Origin of the sequence: Enterobacter sp. Y17 (genome assembly GCF_019730495.1) — a bacterium.
GTDB classification, from domain to species: Bacteria; Pseudomonadota; Gammaproteobacteria; order Enterobacterales; family Enterobacteriaceae; genus Enterobacter; species Enterobacter asburiae_B.
On the sequence record NZ_JAASKP010000001.1, the window covers coordinates 685,367 to 706,700 of the forward strand.

A 21,334-nucleotide genomic window follows, 5' to 3' on the forward strand; every position below is an offset into this window, starting at 1 on the left:
AATATCACATTCCACGCATTCACTACGATGATTAGTCGCATTATGTTACATAAAAATACGCTTCTTTTCGCAGCATTATCCGCTGCCCTTTGGGGTACAACCGCACAAGATGTTAACGCTGCGGTTGTCGCTTCGCTTAAACCACTCGGATTCATCGCGTCGGCCATTGCCGACGGGGTAACGGAAACCCAGGTTCTGCTCCCTGATGGTGCATCTGAGCATGACTATTCCCTGCGCCCGTCAGATGTAAAACGCTTACAAAACGCGGACTTAGTCGTCTGGATTGGTCCTGAAATGGAAGCGTTTATGCAAAAGTCAGCAAAACAGGTTGCTGGCGAAAAACAGGTCGCGATTGCCGAACTCTCCGGCGTGAAACCGTTGCTCATGAAAGGGGCGGATGACGACGGCGACGAACATGACCATCATGCCGCAGACGGCGAAAAAGGTGATGGAGATCACCATCACGGCGAGTACAACATGCATCTTTGGTTATCCCCAGAGATAGCGGGGCTTTCAGCGGTTGCAATCCACGACAAATTAGTGGAACTTATGCCGCAAAGTCGAGCCAAACTAGACGCCAACCTGAAGGATTTTGAGGCACAATTAGCCGCAACCGATAAGCAGGTTGGTAATGAGCTCGCACCGTTGAAAGGTAAAGGGTATTTCGTTTTTCATGACGCCTACGGCTATTACGAAAAACACTACGGTTTGACCCCACTGGGCCACTTCACCGTCAACCCTGAAATTCAGCCTGGTGCGCAGCGTTTACATGAAATCAGAACACAGTTGGTTGAGCAAAAAGCGACATGCGTTTTTGCTGAGCCACAGTTCAGGCCAGCGGTCGTAGAAGCCGTGGCCAGGGGAACATCCGTGCGCATGGGAACCCTTGACCCGCTAGGTACGAATATCCAGTTGAGCAAAGCGAGCTATTCGCAGTTCCTCAGCCAACTGGCGAACCAGTATGCGAGCTGCCTGAAAGGAGATTAACGAGGAAGTGAATACGTGCAACAGATAGCCCGCTCTGTCGCCCTGGCATTTAACAATCTGCCACGACCCCACCGCGTTATGCTGGGGTCGCTTACAGTTCTCACCTTAGCGGTCGCCGTCTGGCGGCCCTATGTTTACCACCCGAGTTCTGCCCCTATCATTAAAACCATTGAGCTTGAAAAGAGCGAAATCCGTTCTTTGCTGCCTGAAGCCAGTGAGCCTATCGACCAGGCGGCTCAGGAAGATGAAGCTATCCCGCAGGATGAGCTGGACGATAAAACCGAGAACGAGGCGGGTATCCACGAATATGTTGTCTCTACCGGGGATACGCTGAGTAGCGTGCTGAACCAGTACGGCATAGACATGGGCAATATCAGCCAGCTGGCGGCTGCGGATAAAGATCTTCGTAACCTGAAAATCGGACAGCAGCTCTCCTGGACATTAACGGCGGATGGCGATCTCCAGCGTCTGACCTGGGAAATGTCCCGCCGCGAAACCCGCACCTACGATCGCACTGCAAACGGTTTCAAAATGACCAGCGAAATGCAGAAGGGCGACTGGGTTAACAGCGTTCTGAAAGGTACCGTGGGCGCGAGCTTTGTCTCCAGCGCGCGAGATGCAGGCCTGACCAGCGCTGAAATCAGCTCGGTGATCAAAGCCATGCAGTGGCAGATGGATTTTCGCAAGCTGAAGAAGGGCGATGAGTTCTCCGTCCTGATGTCCCGCGAAATGCTGGACGGCAAGCGCGAGCAAAGCCAGCTGTTGGGCGTACGTCTGCGCTCCGAAGGCAAAGATTACTACGCAATTCGTGCCGAAGACGGTAAGTTCTATGACCGCAGCGGTACGGGCCTTGCAAAAGGTTTCCTGCGCTTCCCGACGGCAAAACAGTTCCGCGTCTCCTCTAACTTTAACCCGCGTCGTCTGAACCCGGTAACCGGGCGCGTCGCGCCGCACCGTGGCGTTGACTTTGCCATGCCGCAGGGCACGCCGGTACTGGCGGTGGGAGATGGCGAAGTGGTGGTGGCCAAGCGTAGCGGTGCCGCCGGATATTATGTCGCGGTACGTCATGGCCGCACTTATACGACCCGCTATATGCACCTGCGTAAGCTGCTGGTGAAGCCGGGCCAGAAGGTGAAGCGTGGTGACCGTATCGCGATCTCCGGCAATACCGGACGCTCTACCGGCCCGCACCTGCACTATGAAGTGTGGATCAACCAGCAGGCCGTGAACCCGCTGACGGCGAAACTGCCGCGCACCGAAGGCCTGACAGGTAAAGATCGTACTGATTATCTGGCGCAGGTGAAAGAGGTGATGCCGCAGCTGAGCTTAAACTAAGCCCTCTGTTTTTGTTAAAAAAGCCGGCGCACACTGACGCCGGCTTTTTCTTTTGTGCGTGGACGACTGCCTCGCTACACTATCTGAATAAAATTTTGCGTCATCAGACCCTGGATCCAGCATGGAAACCAAAAAAAACAATATTGAATACATTCCTGAGTTTGAAAAATCCTTCCGCCATCCGCGCAACTGGGGCGCCTGGCTTGGTGTTTACGCCTTTGCGGGGATGGCGATGCTGCCTGCCTCTATACGCGATCCCGTTCTGGGGAAAATTGGCCGTCTGGCCGGGCGTTTAGGCAAGAGCGCCCGCCGTCGCGCGCAGATCAACCTTTATTACTGTTTTCCTGAGAAAAGCGACGCCGAGCGCGAGGCAATCATTGATGAAATGTACACCACCGCCCCGCAGGCAATGGCGATGATGGCTGAACTGGCGCTGAAAGGGCCGGATAAAATCGTCGATCGCGTTGACTGGAAAGGGCTGGACATCATCGAGGAGATGCGCCGCAATGACGAGAAAGTCATTTTCCTCGTCCCCCACGGCTGGGGCGTTGATATTCCGGCGATGCTGATGGCGTCTCAGGGCCAGAAAATGGCGGCGATGTTCCATAACCAGGGAAATAAAATCTACGATTTTGTCTGGAATACGGTGCGTCGTCGTTTTGGCGGACGTTTGCATGCGCGTAACGATGGCATTAAGCCCTTCATTCAGTCGGTGCGTCAGGGGTACTGGGGCTACTATCTGCCGGATCAGGACCACGGCCCAGAGCACAGCGAGTTTGTCGATTTCTTTGCGACCTATAAAGCGACGCTCCCCGCGATTGGTCGCCTGATGAAAGTCTGTCGTGCCCGCGTGATCCCGCTGTTCCCGGTCTATGACGGCAAAACGCATCGCCTGAATATTGAGGTCCGTCCGCCGATGGATGATCTGCTGACCGCGGACGACCACACCATTGCGCGTCGAATGAACGAAGAGGTGGAAATCCTGGTGGGGCCGCATGCCGAACAGTACACGTGGATCCTGAAGCTGCTTAAAACGCGTAAGCCGGGTGAAACTGAGCCCTATAAACGCAAAGAGCTTTATCCGCGGAAATAATAAAAGCCCTCTCCATCTGGAGAGGGCTTTTTAACACAGACATTATTACTCGACGGTCATAACGCGCGTGGTGTTGGTTGAGCCGATGGTGCTCATCACGTCGCCCTGGGTCACAATGACGATATCACCGGACACCAGATAGCCTTTGTCGCGCAGCAGGTTTACGGCATCGTGCGCCGCAGCTACGCCGTCATTGGTGCTGTCGAAGTGAACTGGCGTCACGCCGCGGTACAGCGCCGTCAGGTTCAGGGTACGTTCGTGACGGGACATGGCGAAGATCGGCAGACCAGAGCTGATACGAGAGGTCATCAGCGCGGTGCGGCCAGATTCGGTCATGGTGATGATCGCGGTAACGCCCTTCAGATGGTTTGCCGCATACATCGCAGACATCGCAATCGCTTCTTCCACGTTGTCAAACTGCACGTCCAGACGGTGTTTAGAAACGTTGATGCTTGGGATCTTTTCAGCGCCCAGGCAGACGCGCGCCATGGCGGCCACGGTTTCTGCCGGATACTGGCCCGCAGCGGTTTCCGCAGAGAGCATCACCGCATCGGTACCGTCCAGCACGGCGTTAGCCACGTCCATGACTTCTGCGCGGGTTGGCATTGGGTTGGTGATCATCGATTCCATCATCTGAGTGGCGGTGATCACCGCGCGGTTCAGCTGACGTGCGCGACGAATCAGCGCTTTCTGGATCCCTACCAGCTCAGGGTCGCCAATTTCCACGCCCAGGTCACCACGCGCAACCATTACCACGTCAGAGGCGAGGATCACATCGTCCATGGCATCCTGATCGCAAACGGCTTCCGCGCGTTCAACTTTCGCGACGATTTTAGCATCGCAGCCTGCATCACGTGCCAGGCGACGCGCATAGTTCAGATCTTCGCCGCAGCGCGGGAAGGAGACCGCCAGGTAGTCAACGCCGATCAGCGCAGCCGTCACGATGTCCGCTTTGTCTTTATCGGTAAGCGCTTCTGCAGAGAGGCCGCCGCCCAGTTTGTTGATGCCTTTATTGTTGGAGAGCGGGCCGCCGACGGTGACTTCGGTGAACACTTTCATGCCCTGAACTTCCAGCACCTTCAGCTGTACGCGACCGTCGTCGAGCAGCAGGATATCGCCCGGCACCACGTCAGCCGGCAGGCCTTTATAGTCGATACCGACTTTCTCTTTATCGCCTTCGCCTTTGCCCAGGTTGGCATCAAGCAGGAATTTGTCGCCGATATTGAGGAATACTTTACCCTCTTTAAAGGTCGATACACGAATTTTTGGACCCTGCAAATCGCCGAGGATAGCAACGTGGCGGCCCAGTTTGGCTGCGATTTCACGCACCTTATCGGCACGTAATTTATGGTCTTCTGGCGTACCGTGAGAGAAGTTCATACGCACCACGTTGGCGCCGGCGGCGATAATTTTCTCAAGATTATTATCGCGATCGGTGGCCGGGCCTAAGGTGGTTACGATCTTGGTTCTGCGAAGCCTTCTGGACATGTAATACTCCGTTGACTGAAACAACTTTGGTGTTGCGTGAACATTGAATCGGCCTTCATCTGCTGCAAGGCAGCGGAGAGGGGACCGAATGCCGTAAATCGTTACATCGTAATTATTGGTTACGTCTTCGTTATCAACTATCAGGGAACATCGCTCTTTATAAGCAATTCTTTATCAAAACGCGATTCCTTCAGCGCTTCCTTGACCCGCTTCAAGTTATCCCGGAATTTTGCGCCCCGACGTAAGGTAAAACCGGTTGCCAGCACGTCAATAACGGTGAGCTGCGCCAGTCGGGAAACCATCGGCATATAAATGTCGGTGTCTTCCGGCACGTCGAGGGTGATCGCCAGCGTCGCCTCACGCGCCAGCGGCGTGCCTGCCGTGGTGAGGGCAATCACCATGGCATCGTTTTCACGGGCCAGCTGCGCCAGCTCTACCTGACTCTTGGTGCGGCCGGTGTGCGAAATCAGTACCACGACGTCATCTTCACTGCAATTCATACAGCTCATGCGTTGCAGCACAATGTCATCGGAATAAATCACCGGGACGTTAAAGCGGAAAAATTTGTTCATGGCGTCATGCGCCACTGCGGCAGACGACCCGAGACCAAAGAACGCAATCCGCTTGGCCTGGGTGAGCAAATCCACCGCGCGATTCACGGAACTCATGTCCAGAGACTGGCGGACGTGGTCAAGCGAAGCCATAGCCGATTCAAAAATTTTCGCGGTATAGGCATCAACGCTGTCGTCTTCATCCACATTACGATTAACATATGGGGTGCCGTTAGCCAGACTTTGTGCCAGATGCAGTTTAAAATCAGGAAAGCCGCGCGTTTCGAGGCTGCGGCAAAAGCGATTGACCGTCGGTTCGCTAACACCCGCTTCCTGTGCCAGAGCGGCGATGCTTGAATGAATCGCCTGAGCGGGGGAGGCGAGAATGACCTCGGCCACTTTTCGCTCGGATTTGCTAAGGTGTTCCAGTTGAAACTGGATTTTTTCCAGCATGTTCATGTTAACAGGACGCTCATGGGTGTAAACGATTTCATAAATTGATGAAATCGTGATTCGATTTAACCGATATTACCCTTGTGGCTTCCATTAAGGGTAACAATCGACAAGATAATGTTGTTGTTTTTTTTCATTACTTGATCGGTGTCGGGTTTTGCTGTGACCCCGTTGCGCAAAGAAACGACGGTTGTTGCGTCATTGCGCCGTCGTAATCTTCCAAAGGGGGAAAAATCGCGTTATCGCACGCGACGATAAGCGCTAATGGTTTCGGGAATGACGTAAAAGCAGTACAGTGCATTGTAATAAAATTACAACGATACCTGGCAGAAGTACCAGGTGATCCAACTGAGGAGAATGACATGGCGGTAACGCAAACAGCCCAGGCATGTGACCTGGTCATTTTCGGCGCGAAAGGCGATCTTGCACGCCGAAAATTGCTGCCTTCCCTGTATCAACTGGAGAAAGCGGGCCAAATTCATCCGGATACCCGTATCCTGGGTGTCGGGCGCGCAGACTGGGATAAGGACGCTTATACCAAAGTCGTCCGCGAGGCGCTCGAAACTTTCATGAAGGAAAAAATTGATGAAAGTTTGTGGGATACCCTGAGTGGACGCCTCGATTTCTGCAACCTGGACGTTAATGACGTCAGCGCGTTTACCCGCTTAGGCGCGATGCTGGATCAGAAAAACCGTGTCACCATTAACTATTTCGCCATGCCGCCAAGCACCTTCGGCGCCATCTGCAAAGGTCTGGGCGAAGCCAAACTGAACGCCAAACCGGCTCGCGTCGTGATGGAAAAGCCGCTGGGTACGTCGCTGGCAACCTCGCGTGAAATCAACGACCAGGTGGGCGAGTTCTTTGAAGAGTGCCAGGTCTACCGTATCGACCACTATCTCGGTAAAGAGACGGTACTGAACCTGCTGGCGCTGCGTTTCGCTAACTCCCTGTTTGTGAATAACTGGGACAACCGCACTATCGACCACGTGGAAATCACCGTGGCGGAAGAGGTGGGGATTGAAGGTCGCTGGGGTTACTTTGACCAGGCCGGTCAGATGCGCGACATGATCCAGAACCACCTGCTGCAAATTCTGTGCATGATTGCCATGTCTCCACCGTCTGACCTGACGGCTGACAGCATCCGTGACGCAAAAGTTAAAGTGCTGAAGTCACTGCGCCGCATCGATCGCTCCAACGTGCGTGAGAAGACCGTCCGCGGCCAGTACACCGCCGGGTTTGCGCAAGGCAAAAAAGTGCCGGGCTACCTGGAAGAAGAGGGCGCTAACAAGTCCAGCAACACCGAGACGTTCGTGGCGATCCGCGTGGATATCGACGATTGGCGCTGGGCGGGCGTTCCGTTCTACCTGCGCACCGGTAAACGTCTGCCGGCCAAATGTTCCGAAGTGGTGGTTTACTTCAAAAACCCGGAACTGAACCTGTTCAAAGAGTCCTGGCAGGAACTGCCGCAGAACAAACTGACTATTCGTCTGCAGCCGGACGAAGGGGTGGATATCCAGATCCTGAACAAAGTGCCGGGGCTGGATCATAAACACAACCTGCAGACCACCAAGCTGGATCTGAGCTACTCCGAAACCTTTAATCAGACGCACCTGGCCGATGCTTACGAGCGTCTGCTGCTGGAAACCATGCGCGGTATCCAGGCGCTGTTCGTGCGTCGCGACGAAGTGGAAGAGGCGTGGAAATGGGTCGACTCCATCACCGAAGCCTGGGCTGCCGATCAGGATGCGCCAAAACCGTATCAGGCGGGTACCTGGGGACCTGTCGCGTCGGTGGCAATGATCACCCGCGATGGCCGCTCCTGGAACGAGTTTGAGTAAGATAATCCTCTAGCTCGAAAGTGTTATTTTACCGGTAACATGATCTAACACAGCTAGTGGCACAATTTTCAACTTTTAAGCTCCGCGTGGATTCACCCGCGGAGCTTTTTTTATTACACTGCCGGAAGTGATTTTGCCCCTGAGCTCCGGACAGCAAGCGTTTCAGCGTTGTTAACAACTGCCAGCGACTTTGTAAACTCCCGAGCCGGACAGATAATTTAGAGGAGCTTTTATGAATCCGACATTGTTACGCGTAACACAGCGCATTATCGAGCGCTCGAAAGAGACCCGTTCGGCCTACCTCGCCCGGATTGAACAGGCAAAGAGCAGCACCGTCCACCGATCACAGCTGGCCTGCGGGAACCTGGCGCACGGCTTCGCCGCCTGCCAGCCTGATGATAAAGCGTCGCTGAAAAGCATGTTGCGTAACAATATCGCCATCATTACCTCCTATAACGATATGCTTTCCGCGCACCAGCCGTATGAGGTCTATCCCACTATCATCCGCAACGCGCTGCACAGCGTAAATGCGGTGGGCCAGGTGGCGGGCGGTGTACCTGCCATGTGCGACGGCGTGACGCAGGGGCAGGACGGCATGGAGCTGTCCCTGCTGAGCCGCGAAGTGATTGCGATGTCTGCCGCGGTGGGCCTGTCACACAACATGTTTGATGGCGCGCTGTACCTCGGCGTGTGCGACAAGATTGTCCCGGGCCTGGTGATGGCGGCGCTGTCGTTTGGGCATCTGCCTGCGATCTTCGTCCCGTCCGGCCCAATGGCGAGCGGTCTGCCGAACAAAGAAAAAGTGCGTATCCGCCAGCTGTACGCGGAAGGGAAAGCAGACCGTCAGGCGCTGCTGGAGGCGGAAGCCGCGTCCTATCATGCGCCGGGGACCTGTACGTTCTACGGTACGGCTAACACTAACCAGATGGTCGTGGAATTTATGGGGATGCAGCTTCCGGGCTCGTCCTTTATCCAGCCGGATGCGCCGCTGCGCAAGGCGCTGACCGAGGCCGCGGCCCGTCAGGTCACGCGTCTGACCGGCAACGGCAACGAATGGATGCCGATGGGCAAAATGGTTGACGAAAAAGTCATCGTCAACGGGATTGTTGCGCTGCTGGCAACCGGGGGCTCAACCAACCACACCATGCACCTGGTGGCCATGGCGCGTGCGGCGGGCATTCTGATTAACTGGGATGACTTCTCCGAGATCTCTTCCGTGGTGCCGCTGATGGCACGGCTGTACCCGAACGGTCCGGCGGATATTAACCACTTCCAGGCCGCAGGCGGTGTACCGCTGCTGATGCGCGAGCTGCTGAAAGGCGGGCTGCTGCATGAAGACGTGAATACCGTGGCGGGCTTTGGCCTTCAGCGCTACACCCAGGAGCCGTGGCTGAACAACGGCGAGCTGGACTGGCGTGAAGGGGCGAGCGCGTCTCTTGATGCGCAGGTGATTGCCACTATCGACAAACCGTTCTCTCCTCACGGCGGCACCAAAGTGCTGAGCGGCAACCTCGGTCGTGCGGTAATGAAGACCTCTGCCGTACCGGAAGAGAACCAGGTTATCGAAGCGCCGGCGGTGGTATTTGAAAGCCAGCATGACGTGTTACCCGCCTTTGACGCCGGTCTGCTCGATAAAGACTGCGTGGTGGTGGTGCGTCACCAGGGGCCTAAAGCCAACGGGATGCCAGAATTACATAAACTTATGCCACCACTTGGTGTATTATTGGACCGCCGTTTCAAAATTGCGCTAGTCACCGATGGACGCCTCTCCGGGGCATCCGGTAAAGTGCCTTCAGCCATCCACGTGACGCCGGAAGCCTACGACGGCGGTCTGCTGGCGAAAGTACGCGACGGTGACATGATCCGCGTGAACGGCCAGACGGGCGAGTTAATCCTGCTGGTGGATGAAGCCGAGCTGGCGGCACGTCAGCCCCATATTCCTGACCTGAGCGCATCGCGCGTGGGGACCGGACGCGAAATGTTCAGCGCGCTGCGTGAGAAACTCTCCGGTGCGGAGCAGGGCGCAACCTGTATTACGTTTTAAGACGACTTGATTTTAACGATCTGGCGAGAGAAAACTCTGATGAAAAACTGGAAAACAAGTGCAGAAGCAATCCTGACCACTGGCCCTGTCGTGCCGGTTATCGTGGTAAACAAGCTGGAGCACGCTGTACCGATGGCGAAAGCGCTGGTTGCGGGTGGCGTTCGCGTTCTGGAAGTGACCCTGCGCACCGCCTGCGCGATGGATGCTATCCGCGCTATCGCGAAAGAAGTGCCTGACGCCATCATCGGTGCGGGTACCGTTCTCAACGCGCAGCAGCTGGCGGAAGTGACCGAAGCAGGCGCGCAGTTCGCCATCAGCCCTGGCCTGACCGAGCCGCTGCTGAAAGCCGCCACCGAAGGTACCATTCCTCTGATCCCGGGCATCAGCACCGTCTCTGAACTGATGCTGGGCATGGACTACGGTCTGAAAGAGTTTAAATTCTTCCCGGCTGAAGCGAACGGCGGCACCAAAGCGCTGCAGGCGATTGCGGGTCCCTTCTCTCAGGTACGCTTCTGCCCGACGGGCGGTATCTCTCCTGCCAACTACCGTGACTACCTGGCGCTGAAAAGCGTGCTGTGCATCGGCGGTTCATGGCTGGTTCCGGCGGATGCGCTGGAAGCGGGCGACTGGGATCGCATCACCAAACTGGCTCGTGAAGCGGTTGAAGGTGCGAAGCAGTAAGCCACTCGCCGCATGAAAAACGGGCCTTACGGCCCGTTTTTTTATCCTGCAACCTTGACGCTCGCAGCGGCCGCTTTCGCTCTCGCCACGGCGTCGTCAACGTTATCCCCGGTGGCTAATGCCACGCCAAGACGGCGAGTTCCGTCGATCTCCGGCTTGCCGAACAGGCGTACCTGCAATCCTGCGCCCACCGCCCCGTCGACGTTATCAAACGTGACGTTCTGGCTGGTTAACTGCGGCAGGATCACCGCCGAGGCGGCAGGGCCATACTGACGAACACCGCCGACGGGCAGGCCGAGGAAGGCGCGCACGTGCAGGGCGAACTCGGAGAGATCCTGCGAAATCAGCGTGACCATGCCGGTGTCATGCGGGCGAGGGGAGACTTCGCTGAAAATCACCTCATCACCGCACACAAACAGCTCCACGCCGAACAGGCCATAGCCGCCCAGCGCCAGGACGGTTTTACGGGCGATCTCCTGAGCACGCTCCAGCGCCAGGGCGCTCATCTGCTGCGGCTGCCAGGATTCGCGGTAATCGCCATCTTCCTGACGGTGACCAATCGGGTCGCAGAAATGGACGCCGTCAACGGCGCTGACGGTCAGCAGGGTGATTTCGAAATCAAACTTCACGACGCCTTCGACGATTACGCGACCGGCTCCGGCACGGCCACCCTGCTGGGCATAATCCCACGCGTTATCCAGGGTGCCGCTGTCGCGGATAAAGCTCTGTCCTTTTCCGGAGGAACTCATCACCGGCTTAACGATGCACGGGTAGCCAATTTCCTCGACGGCCTGCAGAAACGCGGCCTTATCGCCAGCAAAACGGTAGCTCGAGGTGGGCAATCCCAGCTCTTCCGCCGCCAGGCGACGAATGCCTTCGCGGTTCATGGTCAGCTTTGCGGCTTTCGCACAGGGCACCACGCGCTGGCCTTCCTGCTCCAGGGCGATCAGCGTATCGGTGGCGATGGCCTCAATTTCCGGCACGACAAAATCGGGTTTTTCGCGCGTAATCAGCTCGCGAAGGGCATCGCCATCCAGCATGTTAATCACATAAGAACGATGGGCGACGTGCATGGCGGGTGCGTCGGCGTAACGGTCTACGGCAATGACTTCCACACCTAAACGCTGGCACTCAATGGCGACCTCTTTCCCCAGCTCGCCCGATCCCAACAGCATCACTCGCGTCGCCGCAGGTCGCAGCGCAGTTCCTAAACGAATCATAACAATCCCCCTGAAAAAGTTGCGCGCAGTATAAACGAAAACGTTTGCGTCTGTCTCGTGCACGGCTAAACGAGGGGACAGAAATTTGCGCATCTTTAGCCCGACCAGACATTTCCTGACGCCTGCTCGCTTACGCTGTGAAACATGTTCACCGTTAAGTGAGGGAAACCATGTCTGGCTGGTTAAATCAATTGCAATCCCTGTTAGGGCAGAAAACATCGTCTGGCGAGCGGGACCTCAGCAAACTGCTGGTACCCGGGGCGCTCGGCGGGCTGGCAGGCCTGCTGGTCGCGAATAAATCCTCACGCAAGCTGCTGGCAAAGTATGGTACAGGCGCGCTGCTGGCCGGCGGCGGCGCCATCGCGGGCACCGTGCTGTGGAATAAATACAAGGACAGAATACGGACCGCGCACAGCGATGAACCGCATTACGGCGAGCACACCTCGCCGCTGGATCTGCGTACCGAACGGCTCATTCTTGCGCTGGTTTTTGCCGCGAAAAGCGACGGGCATATTGACGATAAGGAACGATCGGCGATCGAGCAGCAGCTGCGCGAGGCCGGCGTTGAAGAGAAGGGAAGAGTGCTGGTGGCGCAGGCGATTGAACAGCCGCTCGAGCCGCAGCGTCTTGCCCAAAGTGTGAAAAATGAGGAAGAGGCGCTGGAGCTCTATTTCCTCAGCTGTGCCGCCATCGATATCGATCATTTTATGGAGCGGAGCTACCTTAACGCCCTGGGCGATGCGTTAAAGATCCCTCAGGACGTGCGCGAGGGCATTGAGCGGGATATCCGGGAGCAAAAACAGGCGTTACAGGGATAGTCGTCGCCGTCGCGACGCTGTTTCGCTTGCATCATGCGTGGGTTTTGCCAACCTTATAGGGTGTAAAACTTAAAAGAATGATGACATGCCACCGAAAGCCCGACGTACTCCTTATGCGATCACCACGCATGGCGATACGCGTATAGACAACTATTACTGGCTGAGGGACGATTCGCGCTCCCGGCCAGAGGTACTCGACTACCTGCACGAGGAAAACGACTATGGCCGCAAGGTCATGTCCAGCCAGCAGACGCTTCAGGACCAGCTCCTGAATGAAATGGTGCAGCGTATTCCCCAGCGCGATATCTCCGCGCCCTGGACCAAAAACGGCTATCGCTATCGCCATATTTACGAGCCCGGCAATGAGTATCCCATCTACCAGCGTCAGTCGGTGTTAAGCGCCGAATGGGATGAGTGGGATATTCTGCTGGATGCCAACCAGCGCGCCGCCCACAGCGAGTTTTATACCCTGGGCGGCATGTCCATTTCCCCTGACAACGCGGTGATGGCGCTGGCGGAGGATTATCTCTCCCGCCGCCAGTACGGCCTGCGGTTTCGCAATCTGGAGACCGGCAACTGGTATCCGGAAATGCTGGAAAACGTCTCCCCGGATTTTGTCTGGGCAAATGATTCCGAGACGGTTTACTACGTCAAAAAACACGCGTCGACGCTGCTGCCTTACCAGGTGTGGCGACATACCGTGGGAACGGACTCCGCTGACGACGAGCTGGTTTATGAAGAGAAAGACGAAACCTTCTATGTCAGCCTGCATAAAACCTCCTCACGCCACTATGTGATTATCTTCCTTGCCAGCGCGACGACGTCGGAAGTCCTGCTGCTGGATGCCGAACTGCCGGACGCCCAGCCGCTCTGTTTCCTGCCGCGCCGCAAGGATCACGAGTACAGCCTGGACCACTTCCAGCACAGCTTTTATTTGCGCTCCAATCGCGAGGGCAAAAACTTTGGTCTCTATAAAACCAAAGTGCGCGATGAGCGCAAGTGGGAGGTGCTTATCCCCGCGCGGGATCAGGTGATGCTGGAAGGGTTCACCCTCTTTACCGACTGGCTGGTGGTGGAAGAGCGTCAGCGCGGGCTGACCAGTATCCGACAAATCAACCGAAAAACCCGGGAAGTGGTGGGGATTGCGTTCGATGACCCGGCCTACGTGACGTGGATTGGGTTCAACCCTGAACCCGAATCGTCGCGGTTGCGCTACGGCTACTCCTCCATGACCACGCCGGACACCCTGTTTGAGCTGGATATGGATACCGGGCAGCGCCAGGTGATTAAACAGACCGAGGTAAAAGGGTTTGAGTCCGAAAACTACCGCAGCGAGCACCTGTGGGTCACTGCCCGTGATGGCGTGGAGGTGCCGGTCTCTCTTGTTTACCATCGGGCTCATTTCCAGAAAGGCAAAAACCCGATTCTGGTGTACGGCTACGGCTCGTATGGCTCAAGCATGGACGCCGATTTCAGCAGCAGCCGGTTAAGCCTGCTCGATCGCGGTTTTGTTTTCGCCATCGCCCATATTCGCGGCGGCGGTGAGCTGGGCCAGCACTGGTATGAAGACGGGAAATTCCTGAAGAAGAAAAACACCTTCAATGACTACCTCGACGTCTGCGATGCGCTGATTGAGCAGGGCTACGGCGATCCGCAGCTCTGCTTTGGGATGGGGGGCAGCGCGGGCGGTATGCTGATGGGGGCAGCGATCAACCAGCGTCCCGACCGCTTTAAGGGGATTGTCGCGCAGGTTCCGTTTGTCGATGTGGTCACGACCATGCTCGATGAATCCATTCCCCTTACTACCGGGGAGTTTGAGGAGTGGGGGAATCCGCAGGATGAGATGTACTACCGCTATATGAAAGAGTACAGCCCGTACGATAACGTGGAGGCGAAATCCTACCCGCATATGCTGGTCACCACCGGTTTGCATGATTCTCAGGTGCAATACTGGGAGCCGGCAAAATGGGTGGCAAAACTGCGTGAGCTGAAAACCGATGACAATCTGCTGCTGCTGTGTACCGACATGGATTCCGGACACGGGGGGAAATCGGGGCGATTTAAATCGTACGAAGGGGTTGCTCTGGAATATGCCTTTTTAATAGGCCTGGCGCAGGACACGCTGCCAGGCCGTGCGGAGCGTTAAGCGTCGCCCAGATAATGTTTCAGCGTTAAGCGCAGCTCCGGGCTCATTCTGTCGAGGTTGTTATACAGCCAGCGCAAATAGCCCGGGTCTTTATCCGCCACCTCGGACACTGGCTTCCCGCGATATTTACCAAAGGTAAACGTGGTCAGCAGCGCGGGACGTCCTGTGATCGTCGCCATGTCATCCGGCGTCCAGCCAGAGATATTCATAATATCAATCAGCAACGCGGCGGTGATATAGCAGTCATACAGGGCGCGGTGATGGTGAAGCCCCTCAGGGGTACGAACGCTGAGCTTGCGGGACTTGTACAGCGCCATGTTGCTGTATTTAATCCCCGGCCAGAGACGACGCGCCAGCTTCATGGTGCAAATCCATTCCCCCGGCATTTCAGGCAATACCCGGCGGTCAAAGCTGGCGTTATGCGCGACGTACCACGGGCTACCGTAGTAGTGCGGAATGATCTCTTCGATCCACGGCTTATCCGCCACCATCGATTCGGTAATGCGATGGATAGCCATCGCCTGAGGGCTGATGGGGCGATCGGGACGCACCAGATGGCTCATTGGGTTGACGATTTTACCATCAACCACGTCGACAGAGGCCACTTCCACTATTCCGCCCTGAAGATCGCAAGTTTCGGTATCGATGACGCGCAGCATTGAAAACTCCTGAGCTTAAAACGCCTAGCCTAAAGGAATGATATCGCCTTGCCAACCCTCTCCGCCGAGCGTGCCGGTCACCAGAAGCTCGCCCTTATCCGCGCGCACGATCAGCTGGCCTTTTTCATCCCAGAGCGCGCTGCCGCCGCAGGCGTTCGCCATCAGCACCGCAATGGCATATTTATGCGCGAAGCGCTGCAGGTTACTGATGGACTGCCGCCAGCGATTATCCCCCACCGACTGGCAGCTGGTAACAAGCGTTGCCCGGGGATCGAGATTGGGCGAATCGGGATGTGCATCAAGGATGGTAAGGTGTTTATCCCCCGGCACGAGGCTGGCACCGCCCCCTTGCGGATAGCGCAAAATGCGATGGCGAGCGGGCGAAAACAGCACAAGGCCTTTCTGGCGCTGGCCATTCTGTTCCAGGGGGAGCCCGGCAATAACGGTGATCTGGTGTTGATGTGCCGCGTTGAGCAGCGGCTCCAGCTGCGCGTCATCGGGCGGGGGAGGTAACGTCGGCGAGCCAGAGCCCGTTAATGAGAGTTCAGGGAAAACCAGCAGATCGCACCGCTGCCGTGCTGCTTCGGCGATGAAGCGCAGGTGGTGCGTAACATGGTCATCTACAGTCTGATGCAGCCCGCCATATTGGGCTGCCGCTATATTCCAATGTGACATCGTGACTTCCTTATACACTGAGTCGCAGAGATTTAAGAATACACCTAAAATAATCAGGGTTTTCTTATCCTGCCAGATTCCGCGTAAGGAAATGTAACGACTCGTTAAGCTTATTTAACTTTAGGCTCGTACGGTAAACGGGAGAGGTTGACCGAGGCGAGGCGGTGGGCGATGAGTCTTTCGCGAAACCAGTCGCGCAGATGGGCGGGCTGTTCCCGTTCCACGACTTCAGCCACGACGGGCATGTTGTAACGCTCTTTGAACGCGACGCCAGCGGCAGCGAGATCGACATTCACTTTATCCATCTCGTCCTGCGGAAGGGCGGCCAGATTGATCTTCATTACCTTCTCCTTTTTATGCGGCGGCAACGTTACCGCGATTGCACGACGATGACAAGCGGAGGCAGGATGATCCTCGACTCGTTTATTATACAGCGTTATTCTTTAGCATACAGACATAACAAAAAGGAATGATAGGATGGGTTTCTCCGCTTCCCGCGCGGTCTGCGCACTGGTTTTTGTGGCCTCGACAATGATGACGCCTTCCGTGCTGGCACATGCACATCTTAAACAGCAGATCCCGGCAGCAGACAGCGTGGTGACCGCACCGCAGGCACTTACGCTGAATTTTTCAGAAGGTATCGAACCTGGATTTAGCGGTGTGGTGGTAACGGATGCGCAAAAGCAGGTCATCAAAACGGGAACCGCTACGCGCGACGAAAAGAACAAAGCTCAGCTTACCGTGCCGCTGGAACAAACGCTGGCATCAGGGACTTACCAGGTGGACTGGCATGTGGTTTCCGTGGATGGCCATAAAACCAAAGGCAGCTATCACTTTAGCGTGAAATAGCATGCTGACGCTGTGTTATATCGGGCTACGCTTTATCCATTTCGGGGCGCTGATGCTGGTGTTTGGCAATGCGCTTTACAGCGTCTGGTTTGCGCCTTCGTCTCTTCACCGTCTGCTGTCCCGGCGTTTTCTGTCGCAGCAGAAAGTGGCGGCCTTAGTGAGCCTGGCGGCTGCGGTCCTGATGTTTGTGCTGCAGGGCGGATTGATGGGCAACGGCTGGGGAGATGTGTTTGCGCCACAGGTATGGTTCAGCGTGATGGGAACCCGGTTTGGCGGCGTCTGGCTGTGGCAAATAATCCTCGCTGCGCTGACGGTCGGTGCGGCATGGCTTGCGCCGCTGAAAGGTTCGCGGCTGCTGCTGCTCGCAATGGGACAGCTTATCCTGCTGGCTGGGGTAGGGCATGCGGCGATGAACGACGGTCCGACGGGGGCGCTGCAGCGTCTTAATTATGCTTTTCACCTGATATGTGCCGCCACCTGGCTTGGCGGATTAATGCCCCTGCTGTTCTGTATGCGTCTGGCGAAAGGGCGCTGGCAGAATGCCGCCATCTTTACCATGATGCGCTTCTCGCGCGTGGGGCATTACGCCGTTGCGGGCGTCCTGCTCTCCGGGGTGATAAATGCGCTCATGATACTGGGCCTCGATATTCCCTGGCAGGCTGGCTACGTGCGGTTTTTGTTGTTCAAATGTGCGCTGGTGGCGTTGATGGTGGTAATTGCGCTGGCAAATCGGTATTTTCTGGTGCCACGGTTTCGTCCGGAGAGCGGGCGAGCACAACAGATTTTTATCAGGATGACACAGGCAGAAGTGGTGCTGGGAGCGCTGGTGCTGGCAACGGTCAGTCTGTTCGCCACCTGGGAACCCTTCTGACAAGGTTAAATATCATATGAAAAAGACAGTATTTTCTCTCTTATTGCTGGCCTGTACGGGGAGCGCGCTTGCCGCACCGCAGGTCATCACCGTGAGTCGTTTTGAAGTGGGTAAGGACAAATGGGCGTTCAATCGCGAAGAGGTAATGCTGACCTGCCGTCCAGACCATGCGCTGTATGCCATCAACCCGAGCACGCTGGTGCAATACCCGCTGAATGATACCGCAGAGCAGCAGGTAGCCAGCGGCAAGAGCAGCGGCCAGCCGATTAGCATTATTCAGATCGATGACCCGGCGCATCCGGGACAAAAAATGAGTCTGGCGCCGTTTATCGAGCGCGCCGACAAGCTCTGCTAACGTTCGGGTTTCCAATAAAAAACCGCAGATGCTTGCGAAAGCACTGCGGTTTTTCACTTTTAATGATGCTCTGGCGCTTTTTTTCCGACCGCTTTTGCTGTGGACTGGAAAACCTGGCGTCGTCATCTATTCTTAAAAGGCAAGGCGACTTAGCCTGCATTAATGCCAACTTTTAGCGCACGGCTCTCTCCCAAGAGCCATTTCCCTGGACCGAATACAGGAATCGTATTCGGTCTCTTTTTATCTGTATGTTTTTCAAAGCATTGTTCGGTGTTGACTCTAAATCACCCGAAACTTTCTCGAACATTCCATATCCTGTCTAAACCATAACATACTCAGGACCGCGTGCGTCCAGGGTTTTTTGGGATCTTTGTTAAAATTTTGTGGCCGAGCGACCGCTGAGCAAACGCCCTCTGGCGAGCAAAAGGGCATCCCTAAGCTAAATAATGAACGCGCTGAATTTGTCTTTGTGGCGGACAATGTACTCCGGGAAGTTTTCAACCGTTAGTTCTTGCTTGATTAACGTCCTGTCGCGCCCCCAGATATCTTCCGCATTTTTAATGACCTTCATGATGTGTTCCGGGTTGTTAAACTCAGGAAGATCGTATTCAGTATGGGATATGGTCGACATTTTTTCTGAGATGCGCTCGGGTGTCATTACCCACGAGAAGTGCCAGCCACCATTGTCAATAATGCTGTTGTTAATCTTGAACCAGTTCCACTTTAGCCAGGACCAGTTTTTAACGCTTCGGGTGCGTTTGAGATTCCTGAATGATTCAGGTTCGCCGCCAAAGAAACTAACGAGATTTTTATATTGTGTGGCTCTCGGTAATTTACATTTTCTTGGCGTGTTGTCAGTATTAAAAACCTGCAGGTTGAACTGATAATTATAGAAATTCTGATAAATAGTGGTGCAGAGCTTTTTGGGATTTATCGATGCCACCACCTGTGGTGAAAATATCTCATCGACATCGGAAACTAAAATCAAATCATTATCGTTGGCATGCGTCAAACCCTGCATGATGGCATTCCTCTGCGCGGCTTCATTTGCCCACGCATCCACCACCATCCCCTCTGGCAGAACCGGAATCACCTCCCGAGCAGGGTGTGATTCTTCAGCGGCTTTCGTAATCGGTTCTTTATCATGAACAACGTAGATAATTTTATCTTTAAACTGGCTGTATTTATTAATGTCAAAATGCAGCGGCCTCTTTTTACCGGTAAAGGTATGCGTTGACTCAACGATAACAAAGCGATCGACAACGTCCGCGAGCGTGTTTAGCCTGATTTCGAGAAGCATATCTTCATCGTAATATAAGAAGCAGTCATAGATCATTACCGAAGTCCCTCATTTTTGCGCCCACATTGCGCTCTTCCCAACGCATTCGCCGGTTTCATTTCGCGCAATGCTAACTGAGCGCCCTCGCCCTGTGCAATAGTGCACTGCTTTATCATTCTTTTTTAAACGGAATGCATCCGCTATGCAGTGAGCGAAGACGCCGGCCAGGCTTAAAAGTGGGACTTAACGGATGCCTCTATTTCATCGAGCAGCTCAAAGCGACGGCGGTATTCGGCGCGTTTTTTACTGGCAATTTCTTCAAGGGATTTACGCTCCATCTGCAGCGGCAGTTGCCAGCAGAAGCTTGAAAGTTTTTTACCGTCCAGAGACGCCCAAAATTCATCGTAGCTGGCGTGGAAATGGCGGCCTTTGCTCAGGCGATATCGCAACGCGCGGAAAACGTGCCCTTCATCGCTGACGGCAAAAATCGCCCGGACAGATGACTGTGCAGCCAGCTGAAAAAGAACTTCCATTAACACGCGCTTAGGGAACAGGCCGTGACAGGCGCGGGTAGCCTGCTTAATGACGTCTCGCGATACGCTGCGGCGGGGCCCCTGAAGCCCGCCGATGACCATGACTTGCTGACCGTTACTGCGCGCGACGCTAAAGGTCAGGCTGGCCAGCAGCGTATCCTCGTTGTCGCGAAGCCACAGCGTGCTTTCGCCTTCGCGCTCGGCTTTCCCCGCAGAGGAGGCATTGACCGTATAGGTAACACCGTCTTTGGCATGGAACTGCACAACGGTTTGCTCCTGCGGGCTGCTCAGGGCCTGAGCGAGACCGCTCTCTTTCAGGCTATCAATCCAGTAGTAATGGTTGACGATGGCGTCGGCGCGATCGTTAGCCGTCAGGCCGCGCATCAGATACTGTCGGTGGGTCTTGCTGGGCAACGTAATTTGAGAGGCCAGCAGCCTGTCGAAATCGTCGCGACCCGAAAGGGCTTCCAGCATGCGATGGGTAGAAGACCAGAACAGAAGCGAGCGTAAAAGGAACTTCAGGCGATATTCGCGTTTACGCCAGATTGGACCCGGCACGCGTTTGCCGTTCACCAGCTCGGAAATAATGTTTGTGCGATGCGGATAGAAAACATCGTTATGCAGGTGCGTATTAGACACGTGAAGACCCCTCTTTTTTTATCCCCTTATTCTAAAGAGCCAATAAAAAGGGATTAATAGCGCGAGGATCTTTATTTCTGTTTGGTTTACCGTTTGTTTCACTTCGTGACGACCGCGCCGGTCTGTCGCCTTTTCTGCGGCGGCTATACTGTTTAAAGGAGGTTCTATGTATCAGCGAATTGAAGGTGGGATGTGGCGTCACGTCTGGGTTGTCAGCGATATACACGGTTGTTACCAGTGGCTTATGGATGAACTTAAACGCCGTCACTTTAACCCGTATGAGGATTTACTTATTTCGGTCGGGGATGTGATCGATCGTGGCCCTGATAGCGTTAAATGCCTGCAGTTAATTCATGAAAAATGGTTTCGTGCCGTGCGGGGAAACCATGAGCAAATGGCTCTCGACAGTCTGGATAATAACGATTTTTCACTCTGGACGATGAATGGCGGAATATGGTTTTCGCATCTTGAACGCGACCAGCAACAGCTTGCCCTGTCGTTGCTCGATGCCTGTCGCGATTTACCGCATATCATCGAGATAACCTGTGCGAACGGTCTGAATGTGATTGCCCATGCTGATTATCCGGCCGCGGAATACCGATGGCAAAAACCGGTCAGTGCCCAGCGCGTCTTATGGAACCGCGACAGGCTGATGGGATTTATGGTGGGTAAAGGAGAGGGCATCAGCGGCGCGGATCATTTCTGGTTTGGACATACGCCTCTCGACAGAAGATACGATTTTAATAATCTTCACTACATTGATACGGGGGCTGTTTTCGACGGTTACTTTACGCTGGCGCAGCTGCAGTAATAAATAACC

At 55.1% G+C, this 21,334-nt stretch carries 20 protein-coding genes; 12 read left to right on the forward strand and 8 right to left on the reverse strand.

Translation table 11 applies throughout. The features are described from left to right. The first annotated feature begins 42 nt into the window (after window positions 1-42). From znuA to lpxM, 3 genes are all read left to right on the forward strand, one after another. The gene (znuA, locus tag HCH49_RS03135; protein WP_033146550.1) at window positions 43-987 is read left to right on the forward strand and encodes a zinc ABC transporter substrate-binding protein ZnuA; all 945 of its coding nucleotides are present in this window, start codon (window positions 43-45) and stop codon (window positions 985-987) included. Between the two features lie 15 nt (window positions 988-1,002). After that, on the forward strand, window positions 1,003-2,322 hold the full coding sequence (gene mepM / locus HCH49_RS03140) for a murein DD-endopeptidase MepM (protein ID WP_024909694.1): 1,320 nt from the start codon (window positions 1,003-1,005) through the stop codon (window positions 2,320-2,322). Window positions 2,323-2,443: 121 nt separating this feature from the next. Continuing rightward, window positions 2,444-3,415, forward strand: a complete 972-nt coding sequence (gene lpxM, locus HCH49_RS03145; protein WP_221702163.1) for a lauroyl-Kdo(2)-lipid IV(A) myristoyltransferase — start codon at window positions 2,444-2,446, stop codon at window positions 3,413-3,415. A gap of 45 nt (window positions 3,416-3,460) precedes the next feature. Here the strand turns inward: lpxM and pyk are convergent, their stop codons facing one another. Next, window positions 3,461-4,903 (reverse strand): pyruvate kinase, encoded by a 1,443-nt coding sequence (gene pyk, locus HCH49_RS03150; RefSeq protein WP_008500455.1) that lies wholly within the window; start codon window positions 4,901-4,903, stop codon window positions 3,461-3,463. A 140-nt stretch (window positions 4,904-5,043) separates the two neighbouring features. Next, the gene (locus HCH49_RS03155) at window positions 5,044-5,913 is read right to left on the reverse strand and encodes a MurR/RpiR family transcriptional regulator (RefSeq protein ID WP_023312229.1); all 870 of its coding nucleotides are present in this window, start codon (window positions 5,911-5,913) and stop codon (window positions 5,044-5,046) included. Between the two features lie 356 nt (window positions 5,914-6,269). Between HCH49_RS03155 and zwf the strand changes: the two genes are divergently transcribed. The 3 genes from zwf to kdgA all read left to right on the forward strand — a co-directional run bounded on the left by zwf (window position 6,270) and on the right by kdgA (window position 10,470). Continuing rightward, window positions 6,270-7,745, forward strand: coding sequence for a glucose-6-phosphate dehydrogenase (zwf, locus tag HCH49_RS03160; protein WP_023312228.1), 1,476 nt, complete (start codon window positions 6,270-6,272; stop codon window positions 7,743-7,745). Window positions 7,746-7,977: 232 nt separating this feature from the next. Beyond that, window positions 7,978-9,789 carry a phosphogluconate dehydratase gene (gene edd, locus HCH49_RS03165; RefSeq protein WP_221702165.1) on the forward strand — a complete coding sequence of 604 codons (1,812 nt, stop codon included), beginning with the start codon at window positions 7,978-7,980 and terminating at the stop codon, window positions 9,787-9,789. 39 nt (window positions 9,790-9,828) lie between these two features. Continuing rightward, on the forward strand, window positions 9,829-10,470 hold the full coding sequence (gene kdgA / locus HCH49_RS03170; protein WP_014884307.1) for a bifunctional 4-hydroxy-2-oxoglutarate aldolase/2-dehydro-3-deoxy-phosphogluconate aldolase: 642 nt from the start codon (window positions 9,829-9,831) through the stop codon (window positions 10,468-10,470). A gap of 41 nt (window positions 10,471-10,511) precedes the next feature. Here kdgA and purT read toward each other — a convergent pair whose 3' ends face one another. Beyond that, window positions 10,512-11,690 carry a formate-dependent phosphoribosylglycinamide formyltransferase gene (gene purT / locus HCH49_RS03175; protein WP_045888028.1) on the reverse strand — a complete coding sequence of 393 codons (1,179 nt, stop codon included), beginning with the start codon at window positions 11,688-11,690 and terminating at the stop codon, window positions 10,512-10,514. 170 nt (window positions 11,691-11,860) lie between these two features. On the opposite strand from purT, the gene HCH49_RS03180 reads away from it, so the two are divergent. Next, window positions 11,861-12,508, forward strand: coding sequence for a tellurite resistance TerB family protein (locus HCH49_RS03180; RefSeq protein ID WP_087822784.1), 648 nt, complete (start codon window positions 11,861-11,863; stop codon window positions 12,506-12,508). A gap of 85 nt (window positions 12,509-12,593) precedes the next feature. Further along, window positions 12,594-14,654 carry an oligopeptidase B gene (gene ptrB, locus HCH49_RS03185; RefSeq protein ID WP_213729595.1) on the forward strand — a complete coding sequence of 687 codons (2,061 nt, stop codon included), beginning with the start codon at window positions 12,594-12,596 and terminating at the stop codon, window positions 14,652-14,654. Here ptrB and exoX read toward each other — a convergent pair. From exoX to HCH49_RS03200, 3 genes are all read right to left on the reverse strand, one after another. Continuing rightward, window positions 14,651-15,313, reverse strand: a complete 663-nt coding sequence (exoX, locus tag HCH49_RS03190) for an exodeoxyribonuclease X (protein ID WP_010432611.1) — start codon at window positions 15,311-15,313, stop codon at window positions 14,651-14,653. The genes ptrB and exoX overlap by 4 nt on opposite strands. Window positions 15,314-15,337: 24 nt before the next feature. Continuing rightward, on the reverse strand, window positions 15,338-15,988 hold the full coding sequence (locus HCH49_RS03195; protein ID WP_033145843.1) for a carbon-nitrogen hydrolase family protein: 651 nt from the start codon (window positions 15,986-15,988) through the stop codon (window positions 15,338-15,340). Between the two features lie 110 nt (window positions 15,989-16,098). After that, window positions 16,099-16,329 carry a DNA polymerase III subunit theta gene (locus HCH49_RS03200; RefSeq protein ID WP_008500465.1) on the reverse strand — a complete coding sequence of 77 codons (231 nt, stop codon included), beginning with the start codon at window positions 16,327-16,329 and terminating at the stop codon, window positions 16,099-16,101. Window positions 16,330-16,465: 136 nt separating this feature from the next. On the opposite strand from HCH49_RS03200, the gene yobA reads away from it, so the two are divergent. From yobA to HCH49_RS03215, 3 genes are read left to right on the forward strand one after another with little or no spacing between them, the layout of a single operon-like run. Continuing rightward, entirely contained in the window at window positions 16,466-16,837 is a 372-nt protein-coding gene (yobA, locus tag HCH49_RS03205; protein ID WP_033145842.1) for a CopC domain-containing protein YobA, read from the forward strand. 1 nt (window position 16,838) lies between these two features. After that, on the forward strand, window positions 16,839-17,708 hold the full coding sequence (gene copD, locus HCH49_RS03210) for a copper homeostasis membrane protein CopD (protein WP_033145841.1): 870 nt from the start codon (window positions 16,839-16,841) through the stop codon (window positions 17,706-17,708). A gap of 16 nt (window positions 17,709-17,724) precedes the next feature. Next, complete coding sequence (locus tag HCH49_RS03215; protein WP_221702166.1) at window positions 17,725-18,063, forward strand: YebY family protein; 339 nt, start codon at window positions 17,725-17,727, stop codon at window positions 18,061-18,063. A gap of 439 nt (window positions 18,064-18,502) precedes the next feature. On the opposite strand, the gene HCH49_RS03220 is transcribed toward HCH49_RS03215, so the two are convergent. Continuing rightward, on the reverse strand, window positions 18,503-19,399 hold the full coding sequence (locus HCH49_RS03220; protein ID WP_221702169.1) for a benzoate transporter: 897 nt from the start codon (window positions 19,397-19,399) through the stop codon (window positions 18,503-18,505). 173 nt (window positions 19,400-19,572) lie between these two features. After that, window positions 19,573-20,514, reverse strand: coding sequence for a VirK/YbjX family protein (locus HCH49_RS03225; protein ID WP_094935590.1), 942 nt, complete (start codon window positions 20,512-20,514; stop codon window positions 19,573-19,575). Between the two features lie 166 nt (window positions 20,515-20,680). Here HCH49_RS03225 and pphA point away from each other — a divergent pair, with 166 nt between their 5' ends. Further along, window positions 20,681-21,325, forward strand: a complete 645-nt coding sequence (gene pphA / locus HCH49_RS03230; RefSeq protein ID WP_033145837.1) for a protein-serine/threonine phosphatase — start codon at window positions 20,681-20,683, stop codon at window positions 21,323-21,325. Window positions 21,326-21,334 lie beyond the last annotated feature (9 nt).